Here is a 19764-nt window from a genome sequence, read left to right on the forward strand (position 1 = left end):
AGAATTCGTCAGAAAACTCCTCGAATTTCTGAAAACGTTCCGTTTTCCGTAGGACGCCACTCAAGCGTCAGCGCAAAAAAACCGCGACCCTCAACAGGTCGCGGTTTTCCAACACCCAACCCTTACTGCTGCAAAACCGTAGCCTGGTTAGCCGACCCAAACTGCTGAATGGTCGCGGTCTGCGTCATCCCGCTCTGATCCACATTGGCAATGTTCCCGGTGCCGCCCTGGGTTACATACGCCACGTTCATGGTGTCCGCCTGTTTCACGGTGATCATGTTGTCGCTGCCATACAGCTGCGCGGTGTAGGCCTGGTTGCCGGTGCCGGACTGGTCGAATTCGGCGCTGTTGCCCGAGCCGTTCGACGAGCCCTGAACCAGGTTGGTGGTGCCGCGCTGGTCGGCGATGAGGATGTTGTCGCTGCCGTTCTGATCGAAGTACAGCTCGTTGTAGGAATCAGCCTGGCTGACCGTGGTCTTGTTGCCGGTGCCGGTCTGGTGGGTGGTCATGATCTGGCCGATGCCGTCCTGTTTGAAGCTGGCGATGTTGCCGTTGCCGGCCTGGGTGACGGTGGCGCGCTGGCTGCTGCCGAACTGGCCGCCATGTTGCGGGCCTTTCCAGTTGCTGGCGTAGACCTTGTTGTCGTTACCCACCGAGGTGGCGTTGAGGGTGTGGCTGTCGCCGTTCTGGTAGGTGAAGTGCACGTTGCCGTTGCCGACCTGATAGAGCGCCAGGGTCGAGTTGACCGATTCGAACTGGTCGGCATAGATGGCGTTGGTGTTGCCGATCTGAGTGACGGCGGCGGTGTTGTTTTCGCCGAAGCTTTGGTCGACCACGGTTTCGTTGCTGTCGCCGTACTGGTTGACGGTGGCCTGGCTGGCCAGTTGCGAGTCTTGCCAGATTTCGGTGCCGTTGAGGTTGCCGAACTGGTTGATGGTGATGTTGCCGCCGGTGCCGTTGCGCTGGTCGCCGTAGGCGTAGTTGCCTTCGCCGGCCTGGTTGATGCCGATCTGGCCGCCGTTGTGCAGCACTTGTTCGGCGGTGCCGTAGTTGGCGGTGCCGTACTGGGTGATCACCGAGCTGTTGCCGGCGCCTTCGTAAAGTTGCTCGATGTTGGCTTCGTTGCTGTCGCCGAACTGGAAGGTCTTGCCTTCGCTGCCGTTCTGCGAGTCCTGGTAGACGAACGAGAAGTTGCCGGTGCCTTGCTGTTGTTGCAGGGCCTGGTTGCCGGCGCCGAAACCGAGGGACTGGCTGGCGTGGGCGGTGTTGAAGGCACCGGTCTGTTGTTGGGTGATGGTGCTGTTGTCTTCGAAAAGCTGTTCGGCGTAACCGGCGTTGTAGTCGCCGACCGCGTCCTGGGTAATGACGCTGGTGGCGGTGTCCTGCACGGCGGCGGCGTTGTTACCCTGGCCCAGTTGGGTCTGGGTCGCGGTGCTGAACGGGGCCTGGGTCTGCTTCACATCAGCGATGTTGGCCGTACCGAACTGGCTCTGGGTGGAAAGGCTGTCGTCGGCCATGGCCTGGGCACTGATCATGACCAGGATGGCGGCGGTGAGGGGCGTCAGTTTGAACATGATGAACTCTCCGATGATTGCAGTGCTTAGCGATATTGCTTGACCGAAACGCTCATGCCGTTGCCCGACTGGGTCACGGCGCTTTGCAGCCCCGTGCCGGCCTGCTCGATGCTGGCGTCGTTGTTGTTGCCGTTTTGCGAAATCTGCGCGCGGTTGTGGCTGCCGGTTTGTGTGATGGACGCGGCGTTGCCGGAGCCGTTTTGCGTGATCAGGGCCATCAGGTCGCTGCCTTGTTGCAGGATGTACGCCTCCTGATTGCTGCCCGACTGCACGATCTTGCCCAGCAGCGACTGACCGTTCTGCGAGAGCAGGGCGAGGTTGACCTGGCCGTTCTGGTCGATCAGGGCTTGCTGGCCCACGGGGGGCGGCAGTTCGCCGAGATCGGCGCTGTTGGGCGCCAGGTCATCGTTTTCCATCAGGTCGTCGGCGCGCACGCCCGCACTGACGCACAGGGCGAGCAGGCAAAGCAGGGCGGCGGTCGGCGTGTTCATGGCGTTGTCCTGTGTTGTGTGTTGCTCAAATCCGGAATCGTGGCTGAGGCAGCCCCACCCATCCCGCGCCAAGCGGTGTGGGTTGGGTGGGGCGTGGGTTCAGAGCGTGTTCACCGAGATGGTGCGAACGGTGCCCTGGGACGAGCGGATGGTGGCGGTCGGGTTGGCTGATGGCACGACCAGCGTGTTGTTCAGCGTCAGCCGCCAGCGTCCGGTCACCGGTACCGTGGTGGTGCCCAGCGTTACCAGCCCGGTCGGGGTGGTGACCTGCACGGTGATGGTGTTGCCGGTGGTCACCGACGAGGTGCCGGCGAAGTCCCAGTTGAAGCGGCCGCCGGAACGGGCCTGCACGGTCGAGGTGGTGACCGTGAAGGTTTCCGCCGCTGGCCGTGGCGACACTTGCACCGTGACGGTCGCCGGCGTCGACTGGGCGCCGAAGCTGTCCCGGGCGATGTAGGTGAAGGTCGTGGTGAAGGCCGTGGTCACGGTGGCCGGTGGGGTGTAGGTGATCACCGTGCCGTCGGTGCTGACCGTGCCGCGTCCTGCCGGCGGTTGGGTCAGGCTGGCGACGCCCAGCGGCGTGTTGCCTTCCGGATCGGTGTCGTTGGCCAGGACGTTGATCGGGATCGCGACACCGAGGGTGGCGACACTGTCGGCAACGGCGGTCGGTGGCCGGTTAGGCGCGACGCTGATCGTTACCGTGGCCGGGTTCACCGAGGCCAGGCCTTTGTTGTCCTGGGCCTTGTAGGTGAAGGTGGTGGTCAGCGGAGTATTGACCACGGCTGGCGGGGTGTAGACCACCGACGTGGTGCCGTTCAGGGCCACGGTGCCCTGGCCGGCGACCGGTTGAGTCAACGCGGTGATGGTCAGCGGCACGTTGTTGTCCGGGTCGCTGTCGTTGGTCAACAGGCTGAGGGTGATCGGCACGCCGAAGCTGGTGCTGCCGGTGTCGGCGTTGGCCAGTGGTGCCTGGTTTTCACCGGTGTCCGGTGCTGCACCGACCACTACGACTGGCTCGGTATCGCTGCCGCCGGCGGCGGATTTGACCGTGACGGTGGCTGGAGGCTGAGTCAGGTCGGCGACGGTGATTTTTTGCAGCGTGCCGGTTTTCGACAGGCGTCCGTAGCCTTGGGCAACCATGTCCGGCACCGCGACTTCATCGGTCGAAGTGGCTTCGATCAGCAGGCTGTGGTTGGCCCAGCTGTAGCGGGCGGTCTGGATTTTCACCACGTCGGTGAGCTTGGCCGAGACGGCAGTCGGCCGGGTAGTGCCGGCCGGGTTGGTCGCGGTCACGACTACCACCGACGGCAGGGTGCCGGTGCCCAGGCGCTGGCCGAAGAACAGCCCGTTGTTGTCACCCAGCAGGCTGGTCTGGCACGGCGTCGGCGGTGGGCCGGGGAGCAGCGCCAGAGTTTCGCGGAAGCACAGGGTCGAGCTGCTGTCGGCATTGGCGAACACTTCGGCGCGCACACCGGCCGAGGTACGGCGATAGGTGGCGCGGTCGACGGCGACGTGGGTTTGCTGACGATTGTCGAGGACCTTGCCGGCGACGGTGAACAGGTTGGTCTGAATCGAGCCAACACCCGACGGACCGTCGATCCGCAGGAAGTTGGTGTTGAACGGGCTGCCGGTCACCGCTTCGGTGAGGTTCGGGTCGCCGACGAAAGTTTCGATGCCGCCGGTGTCCGGGTTCACTTCGGTGTACGGGCCGTTGATGCTGCGCAGGAACGGTCCGATGGCACCGTTGAGCGCGCCACTGAAGTTGCCCGGCGCACCGATGCCGATGTCTTTGGTGATGTTGATCGCCCGCCGGCCAGGGGTGGTGACGTTGACGGTTTCAACGCCGTACGGGTGGGTGATGGTGTAGGTGCCGGCCACCGGGACGTTCACCCGAATGCGGATCCGCGCGAAGCTTTGCTGATCGCCATCCACCGGATTCCCCGAGGCGAACGCCGCTTCAATCCCCGCCACGTAGGCATCCACGCCGAAACCGGCGCCGTTGTTCGGGATGGCGGTTTCAGCCAGGAACCAGAACGCCTCTGGCGGCCAGTTGTCGGGGAACACCATCGGCAGGCTGTCATCGAACACGCCCGGTTCCGGCAGCAGGGTGCACATGTACGCCGGCGGGGTGCTGACCGGCACCCGCGAACTGGCGGCGCGCGACTGGCAGAGCTCCATCGACAGCTGATTGTTGTCCTGGTACCACATCGGGAATTTCCCGGTGGCGAAGGTGTAGGGGCCGGGATCGACGGCGGCCAGTTGCGCGAACGCACTGCCGGTCAGCGAGATTGTCAGCCCGAGCGCGTTGAGCGCGAAGCGTGGCCACTTGTTCATGATGCCTCCTGATGCGGATCTGGGCATGTGAGCGTTCATTGCACGATGACCACTTCTTCGGTATCGCTGCCGCCGTTGGACGACGTCACCCGAACCTTGGCCGGTGGTATCGGCGTGATCCCGGTGGCCAGGGTTTTCTCCGCACCGTCGCCACCCAGCGCACCGATAGCGGCGCCGGTGTCGGAGGTGGCGGTGAGCACCGGTGGCGAGGTTTCGTCACTGGTCGTGGCCACCACGGTCAATTGCCCGGAACTGAGGCTGTACTCGGCACGCTGGATCACCACCAGGTCGGTCAGGGTCATGGGCAGGGTGGTCGGCGAGCTGGTGGCGATCGCCAGGTGGTTGTCGGCGGTCACTTGCAACACGGCCGGCAAAGTCGGGTTGACCGCCGATTGCGCATACCAGCTGCCGGTGCTGTCGGCTTCTGTCATGTTCACCACGGGCGTGCTGCTGGTGATGGCGGCGGTGCCCGGCGCGGGCGGGGCTTTGACGAACACGTCTTGTTGGGCCACTGGTGCGCTTTCACCGGGCTTGCGCGAGTAGGTGCTGCGCTCGGTGATCAGAGGCGTTGGCCGCACCACTGTCGACAACTTGCCGGACACGGCGAAAGTCGTGCTGCGCAGGTCGATGCCACCGGGGCCTTCGATGCGTACGAAGTTGGTGTTGAACGGGCTGCCGGTTACGGCCTCATTGAGGTTCGGATCGCCCACGAACTGCTCGGCCGCACCGGTCAACGGATTGGTCTCGGTGTACGGCCCGTTGACGCTGCGCAGGAACGGGCCGATGTCACCCTTGAGCGCGCCGTCGTAGGTTTGCGGGGTGCCGATGCCGATGTCGCGGGTCATGTTGATCGCGCGGCGACCGGGGGTGTCGACAGTGAACACATCGACGCCGTACGGGTGGGTGATGACGTAGGTGCCGGCGGTGGGCACATCGACCCGGATGCGGATCCGCGCGAAGCTGATCTGGTCGCCCTCCACCGGATCGCCGGCGGCAAAGGCAGCCTCGACGGCGCTGACGTAAGTCAGATTGATGCCGCGTGCCGCATCGACGATGGAGGTATCGCCAGTGAACCAGAAGGCTTCATCGGGGAAGTTGGTGGGGAATACGAGCGGTTGCGTGTCATCGAACACGCCGGGGGTCGGCAGCAGCGAGCACATGTAAGACGGGGCGCCCGGGGTGCTCGGCACGCGGGAGCTGAGTGCTTTGGACAGGCACAGATCCAGGGTGCGACCGTGGGTGTCCTGATACCAGCTGGCGAAACCGCCATTGGCCGGTGTGTAGGGACCCGGATCGACGGCGAACAGAGCGGCCTGGGCAATGCCTTGGGCCAAGGCGCTCACGACCAGGACGGTCGCGGTTTTGGACAGTAAAGGGTGCATGAGTTAATCCCTCTATCAAAATACCTGCCCCGTGGGGTTGGGTCAGTTGCTGAGGGCTTTACAACTTCCATACCAACGATTGGCCAACCGGCGGCAAAGGCCCGTGGCGCAAGGGCTGGAAGCTGGATACGCGGGAAGAGGGCAAACGTCCGGATAGGGCGACTGTCCCCAGGATTGGGGATTGTGGGGGCATGAACGCCTGGCGGTTTTTCCCTGACCGGGAAATCGGCTGAGTGTGGGGCCGTTCACCCCCCGCATCCGGGCAAACACCCAACCGTGGGCTATAACCCTATAGGGACGTATCGGGAAGTCGCCGCCATGAACATGCAGTCACAATCGCTACCGGTCGAGGAGGGCAGCCAGCGGCTGAACTCGCGCAAGCAGCCGTTCAACCTGTTGCGCTGGTTTTCATTGATCAGCATGGCGGTGATCGGCACCGTGGCCGTGGCGCTCGGGGCGGTGTCGACACGGTTCGTGATCGAAGAAAGCGTGCAGCGCGATGCCTTGCTCACTGCGCAGTTCATCCAGGCGATTGCGGCGGCGGAGGTGCGCCACGTCTCGATCCCCAATATCCGCACCATGGGCGAATTGCTCGACCCGCGCCAGGACAAGGACTTTCCCGACGTCGACCCGGCGGCCCGAGCCAGCGCCAGGGGTGAGTTTCTTGATCACATCGAGCATTTGCCGGATGTGATCCTCGCCAACATTTATGCGCCGGATCGTACCGTGATCTGGTCGACCAATCCCGCGCTGGTCAACACTCGCATTCATGCCGACGAAGACCTCGACCGGGCGTTCGATCAAAGGATCCCGGTGTCGGCGAGTTACCACAACGTAGACAAGGGCCGTGAAGAACAGAAGTTCGTCGTCCCCCCGGAATACATCTTTATCGAGAATTACATTCCTCTGTTCGACGCCGAGGGCAAGAACGTCACGGCGATGGTTGAAATCTATAAAGAGCCCAAGGACCTGATCGCCCGCATGGAGCGTGGGCTGACGCTGATCTGGCTGGCCACCGCGCTGGGCGGCGGGCTGATTTACCTGGGGCTGTACTGGATCGTGCGGCGGGCGGCGATTCTGCTGGCGGCCCAGCAAAAACAACTGATCGCCAACGAAACCTTTGTCGCGCTGGGCGAGATGTCCTCGGCGGTAGCCCACAGTCTGCGCAATCCGCTGGCGACCATTCGCTCGAGCGCCGAGCTGGCGCTGGAGTTCGACGCGGGGCCGGCGCAGAAGAACATCAAGGACATCATCGGCCAGGTCGACCGCATGTCGAAGTGGGTGCGCGAACTGCTGCAATCGTTGCGACCGCTCAATGACGACCCGGAACCGGTGAACCTGGTGGCGGCGCTGCACGACAGCCTGATGGCGTTCGAGCAGCAGATCGCCAGGGCCGGCGTGCAGGTGGTGTTTCAACCCCAGCAGACGCCGATGGTGCTGAGCCAGCCGGTGCAGCTCACGCAAATCCTCAACAGCCTGCTGGCCAACGCGCTGGAAGCCATGGACAAGGGCGGCACGCTGACCATCACCCTCGAACCGAGCGACAGCCGTGGCGTGAGCGTCATGCTCAGCGACACCGGCAAAGGCATGAACGAGGAGCAGCGCAGCATGGCGTTCCGGCCGTTCTTCACCACCAAACAGGGCGGCCTCGGCGTGGGGCTGGTGCTGGTCAAACGGATCATGGAGCGCTTCGGCGGCGGCGTGAGCCTGGACAGCCGCGAAGGCGAGGGCACCACCGTTCGTCTGGCGTTTCAGCTCATTCAGTAAATTGGGGTGAACTTTCCCCCAGCAGTGGGTGTCAGGCCCCGGTCACCGGGGAGTGGGGAATGCAACAGCGCGCCCAAGTCCCTGTTACAACTGGAAATGATTTTTTGGCGAGGTAATTGCAAAACACCATCACCCCTTCCTTAGATGAGGCGGCTGGTGATGGACAGAACAACGCATGACCCCAAAAAACTCTTCCTGTTGACGCCACTGAGCGTCTTCCTGATGTTGGCCCTCGGCCAGATGACCGGGGTTCGAGCGAGCCCGATCGACGACGAGAATCAGCCGGAAGCGTCCGACCCGTCGGCCTATTACGACGAGCCCGCAGACCGCGCCGGCGCCCTCAACGCCATCCTGACGATGCCCGAGGCCAACCAGGACTCCTTCGATCTGCCCGACGGGGTCAAAGGCACGCGGGACACGACGCGCACGGAAAACATCCTGCCGCCCACCGTCCAGACCAGTTTCAATTACCCCACCAACGGCAAGCCGAGCCCGCTGTACGGTGCCCAGCCGTTCACTCAGCAACTGGTGCTGTTCGAAGAGTTCGGCCCGGAAAAACTCGACCCGACCACACCGGCCGCGCCGTTGAGTTTTCCGCCGGCCGCCATCGGCCCGGCGCCGGCGCAAGACCCGAACAACATCGCCCGCAGCGCGCCTCCCGGCACGGCGCTGGATGCGTTCCTGCGTCAACCGGGGCTCACGCCATTTCCGAGCCAGTATGCCAACACGGTTGACCGCAACCCTTGGCAGGCGCAGATCGAACTGTTTCTCAACCGTCACATCGGTTCCTCCGCCGAAGGCCGGCCACCGGGAAAAGGCTGGGCTCATCAGCGCTGGAACGAGTTCTACCCGCAAGTCGCCTACAAGACCGTGCAGACCGGTGCGCGGCTGAACGGTGGCCTGCGTGACAGTCGGCAGATGCACGGTTATGCGGTGGGCGAGTTCGGCCCCGGCGGTCTGTACCACAACGTCGCGGGCGTGCCGGCGACGGATGGCACAGCCAAGGGTGTCGACCCACGGTTCCACCCGGCGATGCCGGTGCAGGACCACAACTCGGTGTGGACTTTCGACGGCACGCTGCCGCCGAAACTGTTGATGGTGCGCTACGGCCAACCGGTGCTGATGCGGCACTACAACGGTTTGCCGATTGATCCTTCCGCCAACCGCGGTTTCGGTCTGCACACCATCACCACCCATGAGCACAACGGCCACGCGCCGGCTGAAAGCGACGGTTATGCCAACGCGTTCTTCTTCCCCGGCCAGTTTTACGACTATCGCTGGCCGATCCAGCTCGCCGGTTACGACAGCATCAACACCAAGGCTGAAGATCCACGCGCCGCATTCCCCTGCGCACCGGGGGAAACCCTGTGGGTCAACGACCTGCAGCCTGCGAAAAAGACCTGCGATCACGGCACCATCAAGATTCGTGGCGACTGGCGCGAAACCATGAGCACCCACTGGTTCCACGACCACATGCTCGATTTCACCGCGCAGAACGTCTACAAGGGCAACGCGGCGATGATGAACTACTACAGCGCCCTGGACCGTGGCAACGAATCGGTGAACGACGGCGTCAACCTGCGTTTCCCCAGCGGCAGCGCCTTGCCGTGGGGCAACCGCGACTACGACGTCAACCTGGTGTTCGCCGACAAGGCCTGGGATCAGCAGGGTCAGCTGTGGTTCAACCCGTTCAACACCGATGGCTTCATCGGCGATCAGGTGCTGGTCAACTGGCAGTGGAAACCGACCCTCGACGTGCGGGCCCGCAGTTATCGCTTCCGCCTCCTCAACGGTTCGGTGTCGCGCTACTTCAAGCTCGCGCTGGTGCGTGAAGTCAAAGGCACCGGCGGCGAATTCCAGGGGCCGAGAAACTCCGGTGTGTCCTACAGCCGGGTGCCGTTCCACATGATCGCCAACGACGGCAACATCATGGAACACAGCGTGCCGTTCGACGGCTCGATGGACCTGGATGCCGACGGCGACAAACAGAACCACAACGCGATTCTGCCGACCCAAGGCATCGCCGAGCGGTTCGACATCATCGTCAACTTTGCGAAAAACGGCATCAAGCCGGGCGACAAGCTGTTCTTCGTCAACCTGCAGGCCCAGGACGACGGCAAGGGCCCGAAAGAAGTGATCCCGCTGGCCGACGTGCTTTCGGAGAAATACCTGGCGGTCATCAAGCAGACCAGCAAAGGCCCGCAATGGGACCGGGGCGACCCGGTAGTGGGCAAGGTCCTGCAACTCAACGTCAAGGCTTATACCGGCCAGGATCTGTCGATGAACCCGGCGGCCTACGAACCGGCCAAACCGGGCAAGGCCGAAGGCCTGGTGATGATTCCGCTGAAGATCCACCGTGACAACGCTGCCGACAAGGCGCTGCTGGCCAAGGCGCTGCACCGAACCTTCACCTTCGGTCGCGCCGACGGCACCGATGAAGCGCCGTGGACGATCAAGACCGATAGCGGTTTCGGCTTCCACATGGACCCACGCCGGTTGAATGCCTCGACAAAACTGGCCAGCGGCCCGACCGACGCCGGAGTCAGCGGCATCGGCACCCTGGAAGTGTGGAACATCAAGGCCGGCGGCACGGGCTGGAGTCATCCGGTGCATGTGCACTTCGAGGAGGGGATCATCCTCAGCCGTGGCGGCAAGGCCCCGCCTGAATGGGAAAAATGGGCGCGCAAGGACGTCTACCGGATCGGTTCGGAGGCCGACGGGCTGGACAACGTCGAGATGGCGATCAACTTCCGCGAGTTTGCCGGGACCTACATGGAGCACTGTCACAACACTCAGCATGAGGACAACTCGATGCTGCTGCGTTGGGACCTGGAAAAACCCGGGCAGCTGCAGTTGATGCCGACACCGCTGCCGAGCTGGGATGGCGTGCGCTACGTCAACTCCGCCGCGCTGCCAACCTTCCGCACCGGCGACGGCTTCGGCCCGCAAGTGACCGTGAAACCATGAAAAGGGAGGGAGCCGACATGACCCAGCCAACGCCGCGCTCCCGCGCCCTGGGCATGCACCTGATTCTGGTGCTGGTCACCTGCCTGCTCGGCAGCCAGGTGCTCATCGCCCATCAGGCGCAGCCCGAAGGCGCCAGTGAATCCGCCACCCCGTGGGGTGGCGACTATTTCCCCAACACCCTGCTGACCGACCAGGACGGTCGGCAGGTGCGGTTTTTCGATGACCTGATCAAAGACAAGGTGGTGGTGATCAACTTCATCTTCACCTCGTGCAGCGACTCCTGCCCGCTGGAGACCGCGCGCCTGCGCCAGGTGCAGAAACTGCTGGGGGATCGGGTCGGGAAAGACATCTTTTTCTACTCGATCACCATCGACCCGTTGAGCGACACCCCCGCAGTGCTCAAGGCCTATGCGCAACGCTTCAAGGTCGGCCCCGGCTGGAAATTCCTCACCGGCGAGTTCGAAGACGTCACCGAGCTGCGCAAGAAACTCGGGCTGTTTATCGAAGGCGTCGACAACGGCCGGACCAAGGATCACAACCTGAGCCTGATCGTCGGTAACCAGAGCACCGGGCGCTGGATGAAAGCCTCGCCGTTCGAGAACCCTTGGATCCTCGCCGACCAACTCGCCAACACGCTGCAGAACTGGAAGCAGGCCAGCACCGAAGAAAGCTACGCCGACGCCCCGCAGATCCGGCCGCCGAGCAATGGTGAAGAACTGTTCCGCACCCGCTGCGCTTCGTGTCACAGCCTCGGCCCGCAGGACGGCGAAGGCATCGGCATGCGCAACATCGGCCCGGACCTGATCGGCGTGACCCGCCAGCGTGACCCGGCCTGGCTCAATCGCTGGATCCGCGAACCGGATCGGGTGCTGGCGGAGAAAGATCCGATCGCGCTGCAACTGTTCGAGCAATACGAGCGCATCCCGATGCCCAATCTGCGTCTGGATGAAGCTTCGGCGCAGTCGATCATCGACTTTCTGAGTGCCGAAACCGAGCGTCAGCATCCGTCGGTGCAGCCCTTGGCCGACGGGGCATTGACGCCAGTAAAACCGGCTTCTGCCAGCGAAACGGTGAGTCGAATGCAGTAGCGGCTAAATAGCATCATTGAACCGTGTGTCACGGTCATTGCCACCTACACTCATTCGAGAGGGCGGCTGTAACCGGCTCGATACCAGAACGCCAGGGCATCCCCATGCAACGACTGGAAGAACAGAAAACATCGGCACCGAACCTCGCGCTGGCGGCCATCAAGAGCTGGGGCGGGCAGTTCAATCTGCTGCGCTGGTTTTCGCTGGCGAGTTTTTTCATCATCGCGGCCGTGGCGCTGGGGCTGGGCTACATCTCCACGCGTTTCGTGGTCACCGAAAGCGTAGAGCGTGACGCGCTGCTCACCGCGCAATTCGTGCAGGCCATCGGCGATGCGGAAATGCGCCATGCCAACATCACGCCGCAACGGACCATGGGCGAGATGCTCGACTCGCGCCAGGATCACAGCTACCCCGACGTTGATCTGCTGGCTCATGCAATGGCCCGTGCCGAGTTTCTCGATCATGTCGAACACCTGCCCGACGTTTTGCTGGCCACGGTGTATGCCCTGGATCGCACGATTATCTGGTCGACCAACCCCGAGCTGATCAACGTCAGGATCGAAGATGACGACGAGCTGGACGAGTCGTTCGAAATGAAAGTGCCGGTGTCTTCCAGCTACCACAAGATCGACGATGAAAAACCCGAACAGCGGCTGTCCCGCGAACCGAAATACCTGTTCATCGAAAACTACATCCCGATGTTCAACGCCGACAAAAGCAAAGTGGTCGCCATGGTCGAGATTTATAAGGAGCCGGCCGATCTGGTCGACCGCATCGACCGTGGATTCGCCTCGATCTGGGCCGCGACCATCCTCGGCGGCGCGGTAATTTACCTCGGGTTGTTCTGGATCGTGCGGCGCGCCTCGAGCCTGTTGCAGAGCCAGCAACAGCAACTGATCAGCAACGAGACCTTCGTCGCTTTGGGCGAGATGTCCTCGGCGGTGGCCCACAGCCTGCGCAACCCGCTGGCGACCATTCGTTCCAGTGCCGAACTGGCCCAGGAAATCGCCAGCCCCGGTGCGCAGCGCAACATCGGCGACATCATCAGCCAGGTCGACCGCATGTCGCGCTGGGTGCGCGAGCTGCTGGTGTCATTGCGCCCGATGAGTGATGACGGCGAGGCGGTGGACCTGCTCGCGGCGGTCGAGGACACCCTGGGAGCATTTGACGCGCTGATCCGGCGCAATGGCGTCGAAGTGCGATTCACGCCACAGAATTGCCCGCCGGTCGTCAGCCAAAAGGTGCTGCTCACGCAAATACTCAATAGCCTGTTTGCCAACGCCCTGGAAGCGATGCCCAGAGGCGGCGTACTCAGTGTCGAGATTGAAACGGCGCAGTCCGGTCAGGTGCGCATGACCCTGAGCGATACCGGCAAAGGCATGAGCGCGCAGCAGCAACAACAGGTGTTCAAACCGTTTTTCACCACCAAACAGGGCGGCCTCGGGGTCGGCCTGGCGCTGGTCAAGCGAATCATGGAGCGGTTTCAGGGTTCGGTCGTGCTGACCAGCCGCGAGCAGGAAGGAACCCGCGTCAGTCTCAACTTTAGAGTGGCATCGGGAGGGGAATATGGAACACAGCATTCTGCTGGTCGAGGATGACGAACTGTTGGCCGAAAATATTCAGACCTACCTGGAGCGCAAAGACTTCGAGGTGACGGTCTGCCACTCGGCCGAGGACGCGCTGGGGCAACTGGAAAGCTTCATGCCGGACATCGTCCTGACCGACAACTCGCTGCCGGGCATGAGCGGTCACGATCTGATCCAGAAGCTGCGCATCAGCGCGCCGGACCTGAAAGTGATCATGATGACCGGTTACGGCAACGTCGAAGACGCGGTGGTCGCGATGAAGGAGGGCGCCTTTCATTACGTCACCAAACCGGTTGCGCTGCCGGAACTCAAACTGCTGCTGGACAAGGCCCTGGCCACCGAACGGATGGAGCGCACGCTGTCGTTCTACCAGGAGCGCGAGGCGCAGAAATCCGGGGTGCAGGCGCTGATCGGCGAGTCAGCGCCGATGCTGCACCTGAAGAACACCATCGGCCAGTTGCTCGACGCCGAGCGGCGCATGGCCAACGGCGATCTGCCGCCGGTGCTGGTGGAGGGCGAAACCGGTACCGGCAAGGAACTGGTGGCCCGTGCGCTGCATTTCGACGGCGCGCGCAGCAAAGGCCCGTTCATTGAATTCAACTGCGCGTCGATTCCGGCCAATCTGGTGGAATCGGAATTGTTCGGCCACGAGAAAGGCGCGTTCACCGATGCCAAGGACCGCCGGGTCGGGCTGGTGGAAGCCGCTGATGGCGGCACGCTGTTTCTCGATGAGATCGGTGAAATGGATCTGGTGCTCCAGGCCAAACTGCTGAAACTGCTGGAGGATCGCACCATTCGCCGGGTCGGCTCGGTGAAGGAGCGCAAGGTCAACCTGCGGGTGATCAGCGCCACCAATTGCAACCTTGAGCAGATGGTCCAGCAGGGCAAGTTCCGCCGCGATCTGTTTTTCCGGCTGCGGATCATCTCGATCAAGGTCCCGCGTCTGTACGCCCGGGGCGAAGACATCCTGCTGCTGGCCCGGCACTTTCTTGCCAGCCACGGCAAACGCTATGGCAAACCGAACCTGCATTTCAGCGACCAGGCCGAAGAGCTGCTGCTCAGTTACACCTGGCCGGGCAACGTGCGCGAACTGCGCAACATGCTCGAACAGACCGTGCTGCTGGCGCCAAACGACACCATCGCCGCGCATCAACTGAACGTGTGCATGAGCCTGTGCGATGAGCTGCCACCGCAACATCAGCACGAGGTGCAGCACCCGCACTTCGAACCGCGCCCGGCGAGCAACACCGAATCGATGAACCTGCCGGAAGTCGAGCGCGACATGGTGCGCAAGATGCTCGACAAGACCGACTGGAACGTCACCAAATCGGCGCGCCTGTTGGGCCTGAGCCGCGACATGCTGCGCTACCGCATCGAAAAACTCGGCCTCGCGCGGCCGGACAAGCGTCAGTGGTAAACGGCGGTGCTGCTTGGATTCGGCGGGCTCAGGCATTCGAGCACGCACGTCGGGTCCAGCACTTCGTCGTTGACGTAAATGCCGCGTTCGGCATCGTAGGTGCGGATGAATACCCGCACCGTCGCATCAGCCACGGTGGGCAGCTGCGAGTCCTGGAATACATGGCGATCCGGGATAACGATGAAATCCTGTGGCGGCGTGTCATCGAACGGCCGGGGCGGCTGGGCCGACAGCGACGGTGGAGCAGGGTGGGCAAAGGGCTGGTCCGCCCCGTAGTAGTTGAAGTTGCTGTCCAGCGCCTGCGCCTGGGTGGCGGCGAGCAGACAGGCGGACAACAGCAGTCGATTGAACATTCCCATGGCAGCACCTGTGGAAGCGGATTTCCCCAAGGCTATTAACTATAGCTGCCAGCGGTGCAGGCGTTGGTGCAGGCGTTGTCGGCTTACAAGTTCGCAACAACCTGTAGCGCGTGGCTGATCTAGACTCGGGCCGCTCAATTGTGAGCATCGCCCGGAGTGCGCCATGGAAGTGCCAAACAATAAAAACGCCGTCGAGAGCAATCGTCAGGCGTGGAATGATTCCGCCCGTCATCATCAGGACTCGCCCGATTGGCAGGCCTTGCTGACCGAGGTTACGCAGGCGGATTTTTCCTGCCTCGACGACACCCTGCGCGGTTTGCTCGAGCAGGTCGGTGTCGATGGCAAAGACGTCGTGCAACCGGGTTGCAACAACGGCCGCGAAAGCCTGTCACTGTTCGCCCTCGGCGCACGGAGCGTGGTCGGCATCGATCAGTCCAGCGCGTTTCTCGAACAGGCCCGCGAACTGAACAAGCGTTCGCCGCACAACGCCGAATTCATCGAAGCCGATATTCATCATTTGCCTGAATCGCTGCGCGGCCGTTTTGACGTTGCACTGATCACCATCGGCGTCCTCAACTGGATGCCTGACATCGGCAAATTCTTCCGCCACGTCGCCTCGACCCTCAAACCGGGCGGACAACTGGTGATCTACGAAACCCACCCGTTCCTGGAAATGGTCGACCCCGAGGCCGAAGACCCGTTTCGTCTTGCCAGCTCGTATTTCCGCGAAGAACCGTTCGTGCAGGAGGAGCCGATCGTCTACGTCGGCAAGGTCGAACAGCCGGCGGCGAAGTCTTACTGGTTCGCACACACCCTCGGCGCGATCTTCACCGCCGCCCTCGAGGCCGGCCTGAACATCACGCACTTCAAGGAATACCCGCACTCGAACCGGGAAGAAGTGTATGACCAGTACCAGAACCGCGAGGCGCAGATGCCGATGTGTTTTACGTGGGTGGGGGTGAAGCGCTGAGGCAGCTACAAGAGGGGGAGGTGAGAGGTGCTGTCTCTTTTTCGGTGAGTCGGATACGGGCTTGCGTCACGTATCCGATTGCTCGAAACAACTCTTCGTCGTCACCTTCTGCCAGTACCTGAGAGAGGTACTCACGGATGGCATTCAGATCAACCAGCAATGTCGTCATTTCAAAGTCGGATGTGTTTTGTTCCATCGGTTTGTCTCTGCGTTTCTGCATGAATGTATTCATTCACATGATTGCGAGCAGCCAGATGGAGCTGAAACTGAATGACGCTGGTTCCTGTACGAGAGTAGGAAGATTCTGCGACGCCGTCCCGGCCGTCGCAGGTTAAACCCGTCAAGCCTGCGCAGCCGCCGTCACCACCGGCCGTCCCGGTTTGCGCAGTGGGTCCAGGCGTGAGCCTTCGTAGCGGGTTTCGCGGAAGAACCGCCATTTGCCGAACAGGCAATAGACGTGGGTGACGCGGCCCTGTTCGTGGTAGCCCATGCGGATGTGCAGTTTCAGCGCGGGGATGTTGTGGGTTTCGCAGACGTCCACCACCTTGTTGCAACCCCGGGCGGCCATGGCTTCCCAGAGGGCGACCTGCACGTCCACAGACAGGCTGCTGCCGAAGTAGGCGCGAATCATTTCACCGCCGAACTCGAAGAACTCGCCGGGTTTGACCGGGAAGGTGCAGCCGTAATAGTGGCGGTCGTGGTAGTCACGAGTGCTGCCCCAGATAAATCCCACCGCATGGCCGTCGGCGTCCAGGTACATGTGCCCGGTGTGGCCTTCGTTGGCCAGTTCGGCCATGGTCTGCACCCGGTCACCGAAGTGTTTGGCGAACGCGCCGGCATTCTCGGCGGTGATGTCGACTTTGCGCAGGCCGTCGTAGGGGCGCAGCTTGTGCGGCGGTACCGGGCTGACCAGGTCGCGCTCCATCCACAACAGTTCCCAATGGAAGAACACGTAGCGTTTCCACAACGTGCCGAAGGTACGGCCCAGGCCTTTTTGCTTGATACGTTCGCGCAGCTTTTCAATGACGCTCATGATGCCCTCCGAGGCCGGAGCCCGGGTGTTGTGGATGACGCTTTTGTGGGTATAGATCACCCCTGCAAATTCATGTCAAAGCGCCAGCTTTGAATGTATTGCAAGTTGTGTAACGGCTCAGATCGCCTCGGCACCCCGCAAAAAATCCTTGTTCAGATCGGCATAGGAAACCCGTGGAACCCCCGTCAGCCGCTGCTCTAGCAAGCGGCTCAGGGACTCTTCGGGTGGCAGATAGGCGTCGCCGAAATCCGCCCCGAGCTGGTTCGGATGAGCGACGATTTCCAGCACGCCGTCGGTCGGCGCGGGGGCGTTGCGCAGGTCGACCGGGGTGCAGACGTAATCGGCCGTGACCCCGGCCAATCCCTGCAATCGGCGGTTGAGCAACCCCTTGAACAGGCGCTTGGGCAGGCTGAGGTTTTGCCCCTGGTTGCGCGCCAGGCGCACGGGCACCCCTTGATGGGCGGCGAAGCGCGCGACGATCTCGCCGATCGGCCAGATGTTGTGCACGTGCTGATGCGAATCGAGGTGGCTGGGACGCACGCCGTGATCGACGCAGCGCTGCCACTGCGCCTGCAATTCTTCCTGCACCGCCTCGCGGTCTTCGCGGCTCAGCCACAGGCTGTGGCGAGGCAGGTTGAGGTCGAACACGCCGTGGCTGTCGCAGAAGGTGCGGCGCTCGACAATGGCCCGGCTCAAGGGCCGGCCGTAGGTCAGGTTGAAATGCAGGCCGATCCGGCCCTCCAGCAGCGGCAGCCGGGCCATGGCGCAGGCCGCTTCGAACGCCGGCATGTTGGCCATGGCGGTAGCGGAACTGATGACCCCGGCCTGGAACGCACCGAGGATCACCGCGTTTTCGTTCGGGCTCAGGCCGAAATCGTCAGCGTTGACTATGACTTGGCGTGGCATGTTCGCCCTCCTTGCCGGGGTTGATCACAGGTGTCGCAATGGCCGCCGCTTTGGCCGCCGCACGCTTCGCCCGCCATTGTTGCAACGCAGGTTTGAGCCGGTGCCAGGCGCGCAGCCCGAGCCCCAGCAACAGGCCGCTCGGGCGCCACGAGTAGAAACTCCAGCGCCAGTGCTCCAGTTGCCCGGTCATGCGTTCGTGCAGTTGATGGCTGGAATTTTCCAGGCTGACCCGCGAGGCATCGATCCAGCGCCAGTTGTCATCCAGCCCCCAGCGAATCCACTCCTCCAGCAACACCCGGCCGCTGCCAAGGTCGGCGTATTGCGGCAGGAAGGCGAGGTTGTAATCGTAGAGCCGGCCCTGTTCGAACAGACCGAGTCGATAGCTGATGCAACGTCCGTCCAGTTCCAGCATCACGACGCGCACCCGGCCCGAAGCGGCGAGGGCGGTGAAGGCGTTTTCCATGCAGCGGCGGCTGCGGTCGCTGGCAAAGATTCCGACGCCTTCGTCGCCTTTCCAACTGACCGCTTCGACTTCGCTGATGACCTGCAACAACGGGCCCATGCTGGTCGCGTCGGGCGTGATCCGCCGGACTTCGGCGCCGCACGCGGCAATCCGTTTGCGGGCTCGGCGCAGTTTGTAGCGCGGGTCGCCCGAGACTTCCTGGCGGTCAGCCTCGCTGATCAGGTGCACCGGCACCCGGCAACTCAAGCGACGTTCGCCGGTGGAACTGTGGGCCATCCATTCGGTGAGCACGCTTTCGTCGCCGACCGGCTCGGAGATTTCGTTAAATTGCAAAAGGGCGTGGGGCACTCGCTGGCGAATCAGCCGCAGGGCTTGGCGCATGTCGTCGGCGTTCAGCTGTGATAACAACGCCAGGCGATCGGCCAGCGGATAACCCAGGTGATGCACCACCCGAAACGGCAATCCGAAAAATTGTTCACGGATCGCCACCAGCGGCAGGCACAGGCGCAATTCGTCCGCTTCCCAACCCAGCAATACGTGCAGCCGCTCGTGCGTGTCGAGCGCCTGCTCTGCCGCACACAGCCAGTCGAGGCTGTTGAACGGCGTGTGATCCGTCACCCGCAGGCGCAGCGCTTCATAGGCCGCCGCCGGGAAGTCAGGTGCGCACAACGAGGTGCGCCATTCGAATCGCGCCATAGATTCAGGTCACCGTTGCTGTGACAGGTGGACGGGAAGGTTTGCGCAGTGCCTCCAGGCGCGAGCCGCTGTAGCGGGTTTCGCGGTAGAAGCGCCAGCGGCCGAACAGTTTGTAGATGTTCATGATCCGGCCCTGTTCGGTATAGCCCATGCGCAGGTGCAGCTTGAGCGCCGGGATGTTGTGGAATTCGCAGACGTCGACCACCTTGTCGCAGCCCTGGGCGGCCATGGCTTTCCAAAGTTCCAGTTGCAGATCCACCGACAGCTCTGTGCCCCAATACGAGCGGGTCAGTTCGCCGCCGAACTCGAAGAACTCGCCGGCTTTCACCGGAAACAGGCAGCCGTAGTAGTGACGGTCGAAGTAGTCCCGGGCGCTGCCCCAGATGAACGCCACCGCATGGCCCTGATCGTCCAGGTGCATGTGCCCGGTGTGATTTTCCAGGGCCAGTTCCGCCATGGTGCCGACGCGGTCGCCGAAGTGGCGGGCGAAGGCGCTGACGTTGCCCGGGGTGATTTTCACCACCCGCAGCGGCGGGTAAGGCTTGAGGCTGTGGGGCGGTACCGGACTGACCAGATCGCGCTCCATCCACAGCAGTTCCTGATGAGAAAAGACGTAGTGTTTCCAGACCTTTTTCACGGTGGCAGTGAGTCCTTTCTGCCGTAGGTTTTCAGTCAGTTTGCGCAGCATGTTCATGGTCGTTGCTCCTGATGACGAGTCATCGCGCGGCCAA

Annotated in this window: 16 protein-coding genes; 6 read left to right on the forward strand and 10 right to left on the reverse strand. The window is 62.6% G+C overall.

Annotation, left to right across the window (positions count from 1 at the left end; all coding sequences use genetic code 11):
* Nucleotides 1-122 precede the first annotated feature (122 nt).
* The 4 genes from ACEN93_RS27300 to ACEN93_RS27315 form a co-directional block, all read right to left on the reverse strand.
* On the reverse strand, nt 123-1574 hold the full coding sequence (locus tag ACEN93_RS27300) for a curlin (protein WP_414881470.1): 1452 nt from the start codon (nt 1572-1574) through the stop codon (nt 123-125).
* 26 nt (nt 1575-1600) lie between these two features.
* The gene (locus ACEN93_RS27305; protein WP_007956150.1) at nt 1601-2065 is read right to left on the reverse strand and encodes a curlin; all 465 of its coding nucleotides are present in this window, start codon (nt 2063-2065) and stop codon (nt 1601-1603) included.
* A 99-nt stretch (nt 2066-2164) separates the two neighbouring features.
* Nucleotides 2165-4399: an Ig-like domain-containing protein gene (locus ACEN93_RS27310; RefSeq protein WP_495610734.1), complete on the reverse strand. Its 2235-nt coding sequence runs from the start codon at nt 4397-4399 to the stop codon at nt 2165-2167.
* A 35-nt stretch (nt 4400-4434) separates the two neighbouring features.
* Complete coding sequence (locus ACEN93_RS27315) at nt 4435-5781, reverse strand: hypothetical protein (RefSeq protein WP_064378919.1); 1347 nt, start codon at nt 5779-5781, stop codon at nt 4435-4437.
* A gap of 318 nt (nt 5782-6099) precedes the next feature.
* Here ACEN93_RS27315 and ACEN93_RS27320 point away from each other — a divergent pair, with 318 nt between their 5' ends.
* The 5 genes from ACEN93_RS27320 (at nt 6100) to ACEN93_RS27340 (ending at nt 14606) form a co-directional block, all read left to right on the forward strand.
* Nucleotides 6100-7548 (forward strand): sensor histidine kinase, encoded by a 1449-nt coding sequence (locus tag ACEN93_RS27320; protein WP_285414510.1) that lies wholly within the window; start codon nt 6100-6102, stop codon nt 7546-7548.
* A gap of 159 nt (nt 7549-7707) precedes the next feature.
* Nucleotides 7708-10515, forward strand: coding sequence for a multicopper oxidase domain-containing protein (locus tag ACEN93_RS27325; protein WP_490841050.1), 2808 nt, complete (start codon nt 7708-7710; stop codon nt 10513-10515).
* Complete coding sequence (locus ACEN93_RS27330; RefSeq protein ID WP_495610735.1) at nt 10512-11603, forward strand: SCO family protein; 1092 nt, start codon at nt 10512-10514, stop codon at nt 11601-11603. Before ACEN93_RS27325 ends, ACEN93_RS27330 begins: the two co-directional genes overlap by 4 nt.
* A 104-nt stretch (nt 11604-11707) precedes the next feature.
* On the forward strand, nt 11708-13201 hold the full coding sequence (locus ACEN93_RS27335) for a sensor histidine kinase (protein ID WP_495610736.1): 1494 nt from the start codon (nt 11708-11710) through the stop codon (nt 13199-13201).
* Entirely contained in the window at nt 13170-14606 is a 1437-nt protein-coding gene (locus tag ACEN93_RS27340) for a sigma-54-dependent transcriptional regulator (RefSeq protein ID WP_039767735.1), read from the forward strand. Before ACEN93_RS27335 ends, ACEN93_RS27340 begins: the two co-directional genes overlap by 32 nt.
* Here the strand turns inward: ACEN93_RS27340 and ACEN93_RS27345 are convergent.
* Nucleotides 14597-14965 carry a hypothetical protein gene (locus ACEN93_RS27345; protein ID WP_495610737.1) on the reverse strand — a complete coding sequence of 123 codons (369 nt, stop codon included), beginning with the start codon at nt 14963-14965 and terminating at the stop codon, nt 14597-14599. The genes ACEN93_RS27340 and ACEN93_RS27345 overlap by 10 nt on opposite strands.
* Before the next feature lie 163 nt (nt 14966-15128).
* Between ACEN93_RS27345 and ACEN93_RS27350 the strand changes: the two genes are divergently transcribed.
* Nucleotides 15129-15935 carry a class I SAM-dependent methyltransferase gene (locus ACEN93_RS27350; RefSeq protein WP_495610738.1) on the forward strand — a complete coding sequence of 269 codons (807 nt, stop codon included), beginning with the start codon at nt 15129-15131 and terminating at the stop codon, nt 15933-15935.
* On the opposite strand, the gene ACEN93_RS27355 is transcribed toward ACEN93_RS27350, so the two are convergent.
* The 5 genes from ACEN93_RS27355 to ACEN93_RS27375 form a co-directional block, all read right to left on the reverse strand.
* Complete coding sequence (locus ACEN93_RS27355) at nt 15910-16167, reverse strand: hypothetical protein (RefSeq protein ID WP_343226986.1); 258 nt, start codon at nt 16165-16167, stop codon at nt 15910-15912. The two genes, ACEN93_RS27350 and ACEN93_RS27355, sit on opposite strands and share 26 nt — an antisense overlap.
* A 108-nt stretch (nt 16168-16275) precedes the next feature.
* Nucleotides 16276-16968 (reverse strand): GNAT family N-acetyltransferase, encoded by a 693-nt coding sequence (locus tag ACEN93_RS27360; RefSeq protein WP_495610739.1) that lies wholly within the window; start codon nt 16966-16968, stop codon nt 16276-16278.
* Between the two features lie 117 nt (nt 16969-17085).
* Entirely contained in the window at nt 17086-17874 is a 789-nt protein-coding gene (locus tag ACEN93_RS27365; protein ID WP_495610740.1) for a ChbG/HpnK family deacetylase, read from the reverse strand.
* A complete protein-coding gene (locus ACEN93_RS27370; protein ID WP_495610741.1) occupies nt 17846-19033 on the reverse strand; it encodes a GNAT family N-acetyltransferase in 1188 nt (395 codons plus the stop codon). Before ACEN93_RS27370 ends, ACEN93_RS27365 begins: the two co-directional genes overlap by 29 nt.
* Nucleotides 19034-19037: 4 nt before the next feature.
* Nucleotides 19038-19727 carry a GNAT family N-acetyltransferase gene (locus ACEN93_RS27375; protein ID WP_495611567.1) on the reverse strand — a complete coding sequence of 230 codons (690 nt, stop codon included), beginning with the start codon at nt 19725-19727 and terminating at the stop codon, nt 19038-19040.
* Nucleotides 19728-19764: the final 37 nt, after the last annotated feature.

It is taken from the genome of Pseudomonas sp. Pseusp21, from assembly GCF_059492145.1.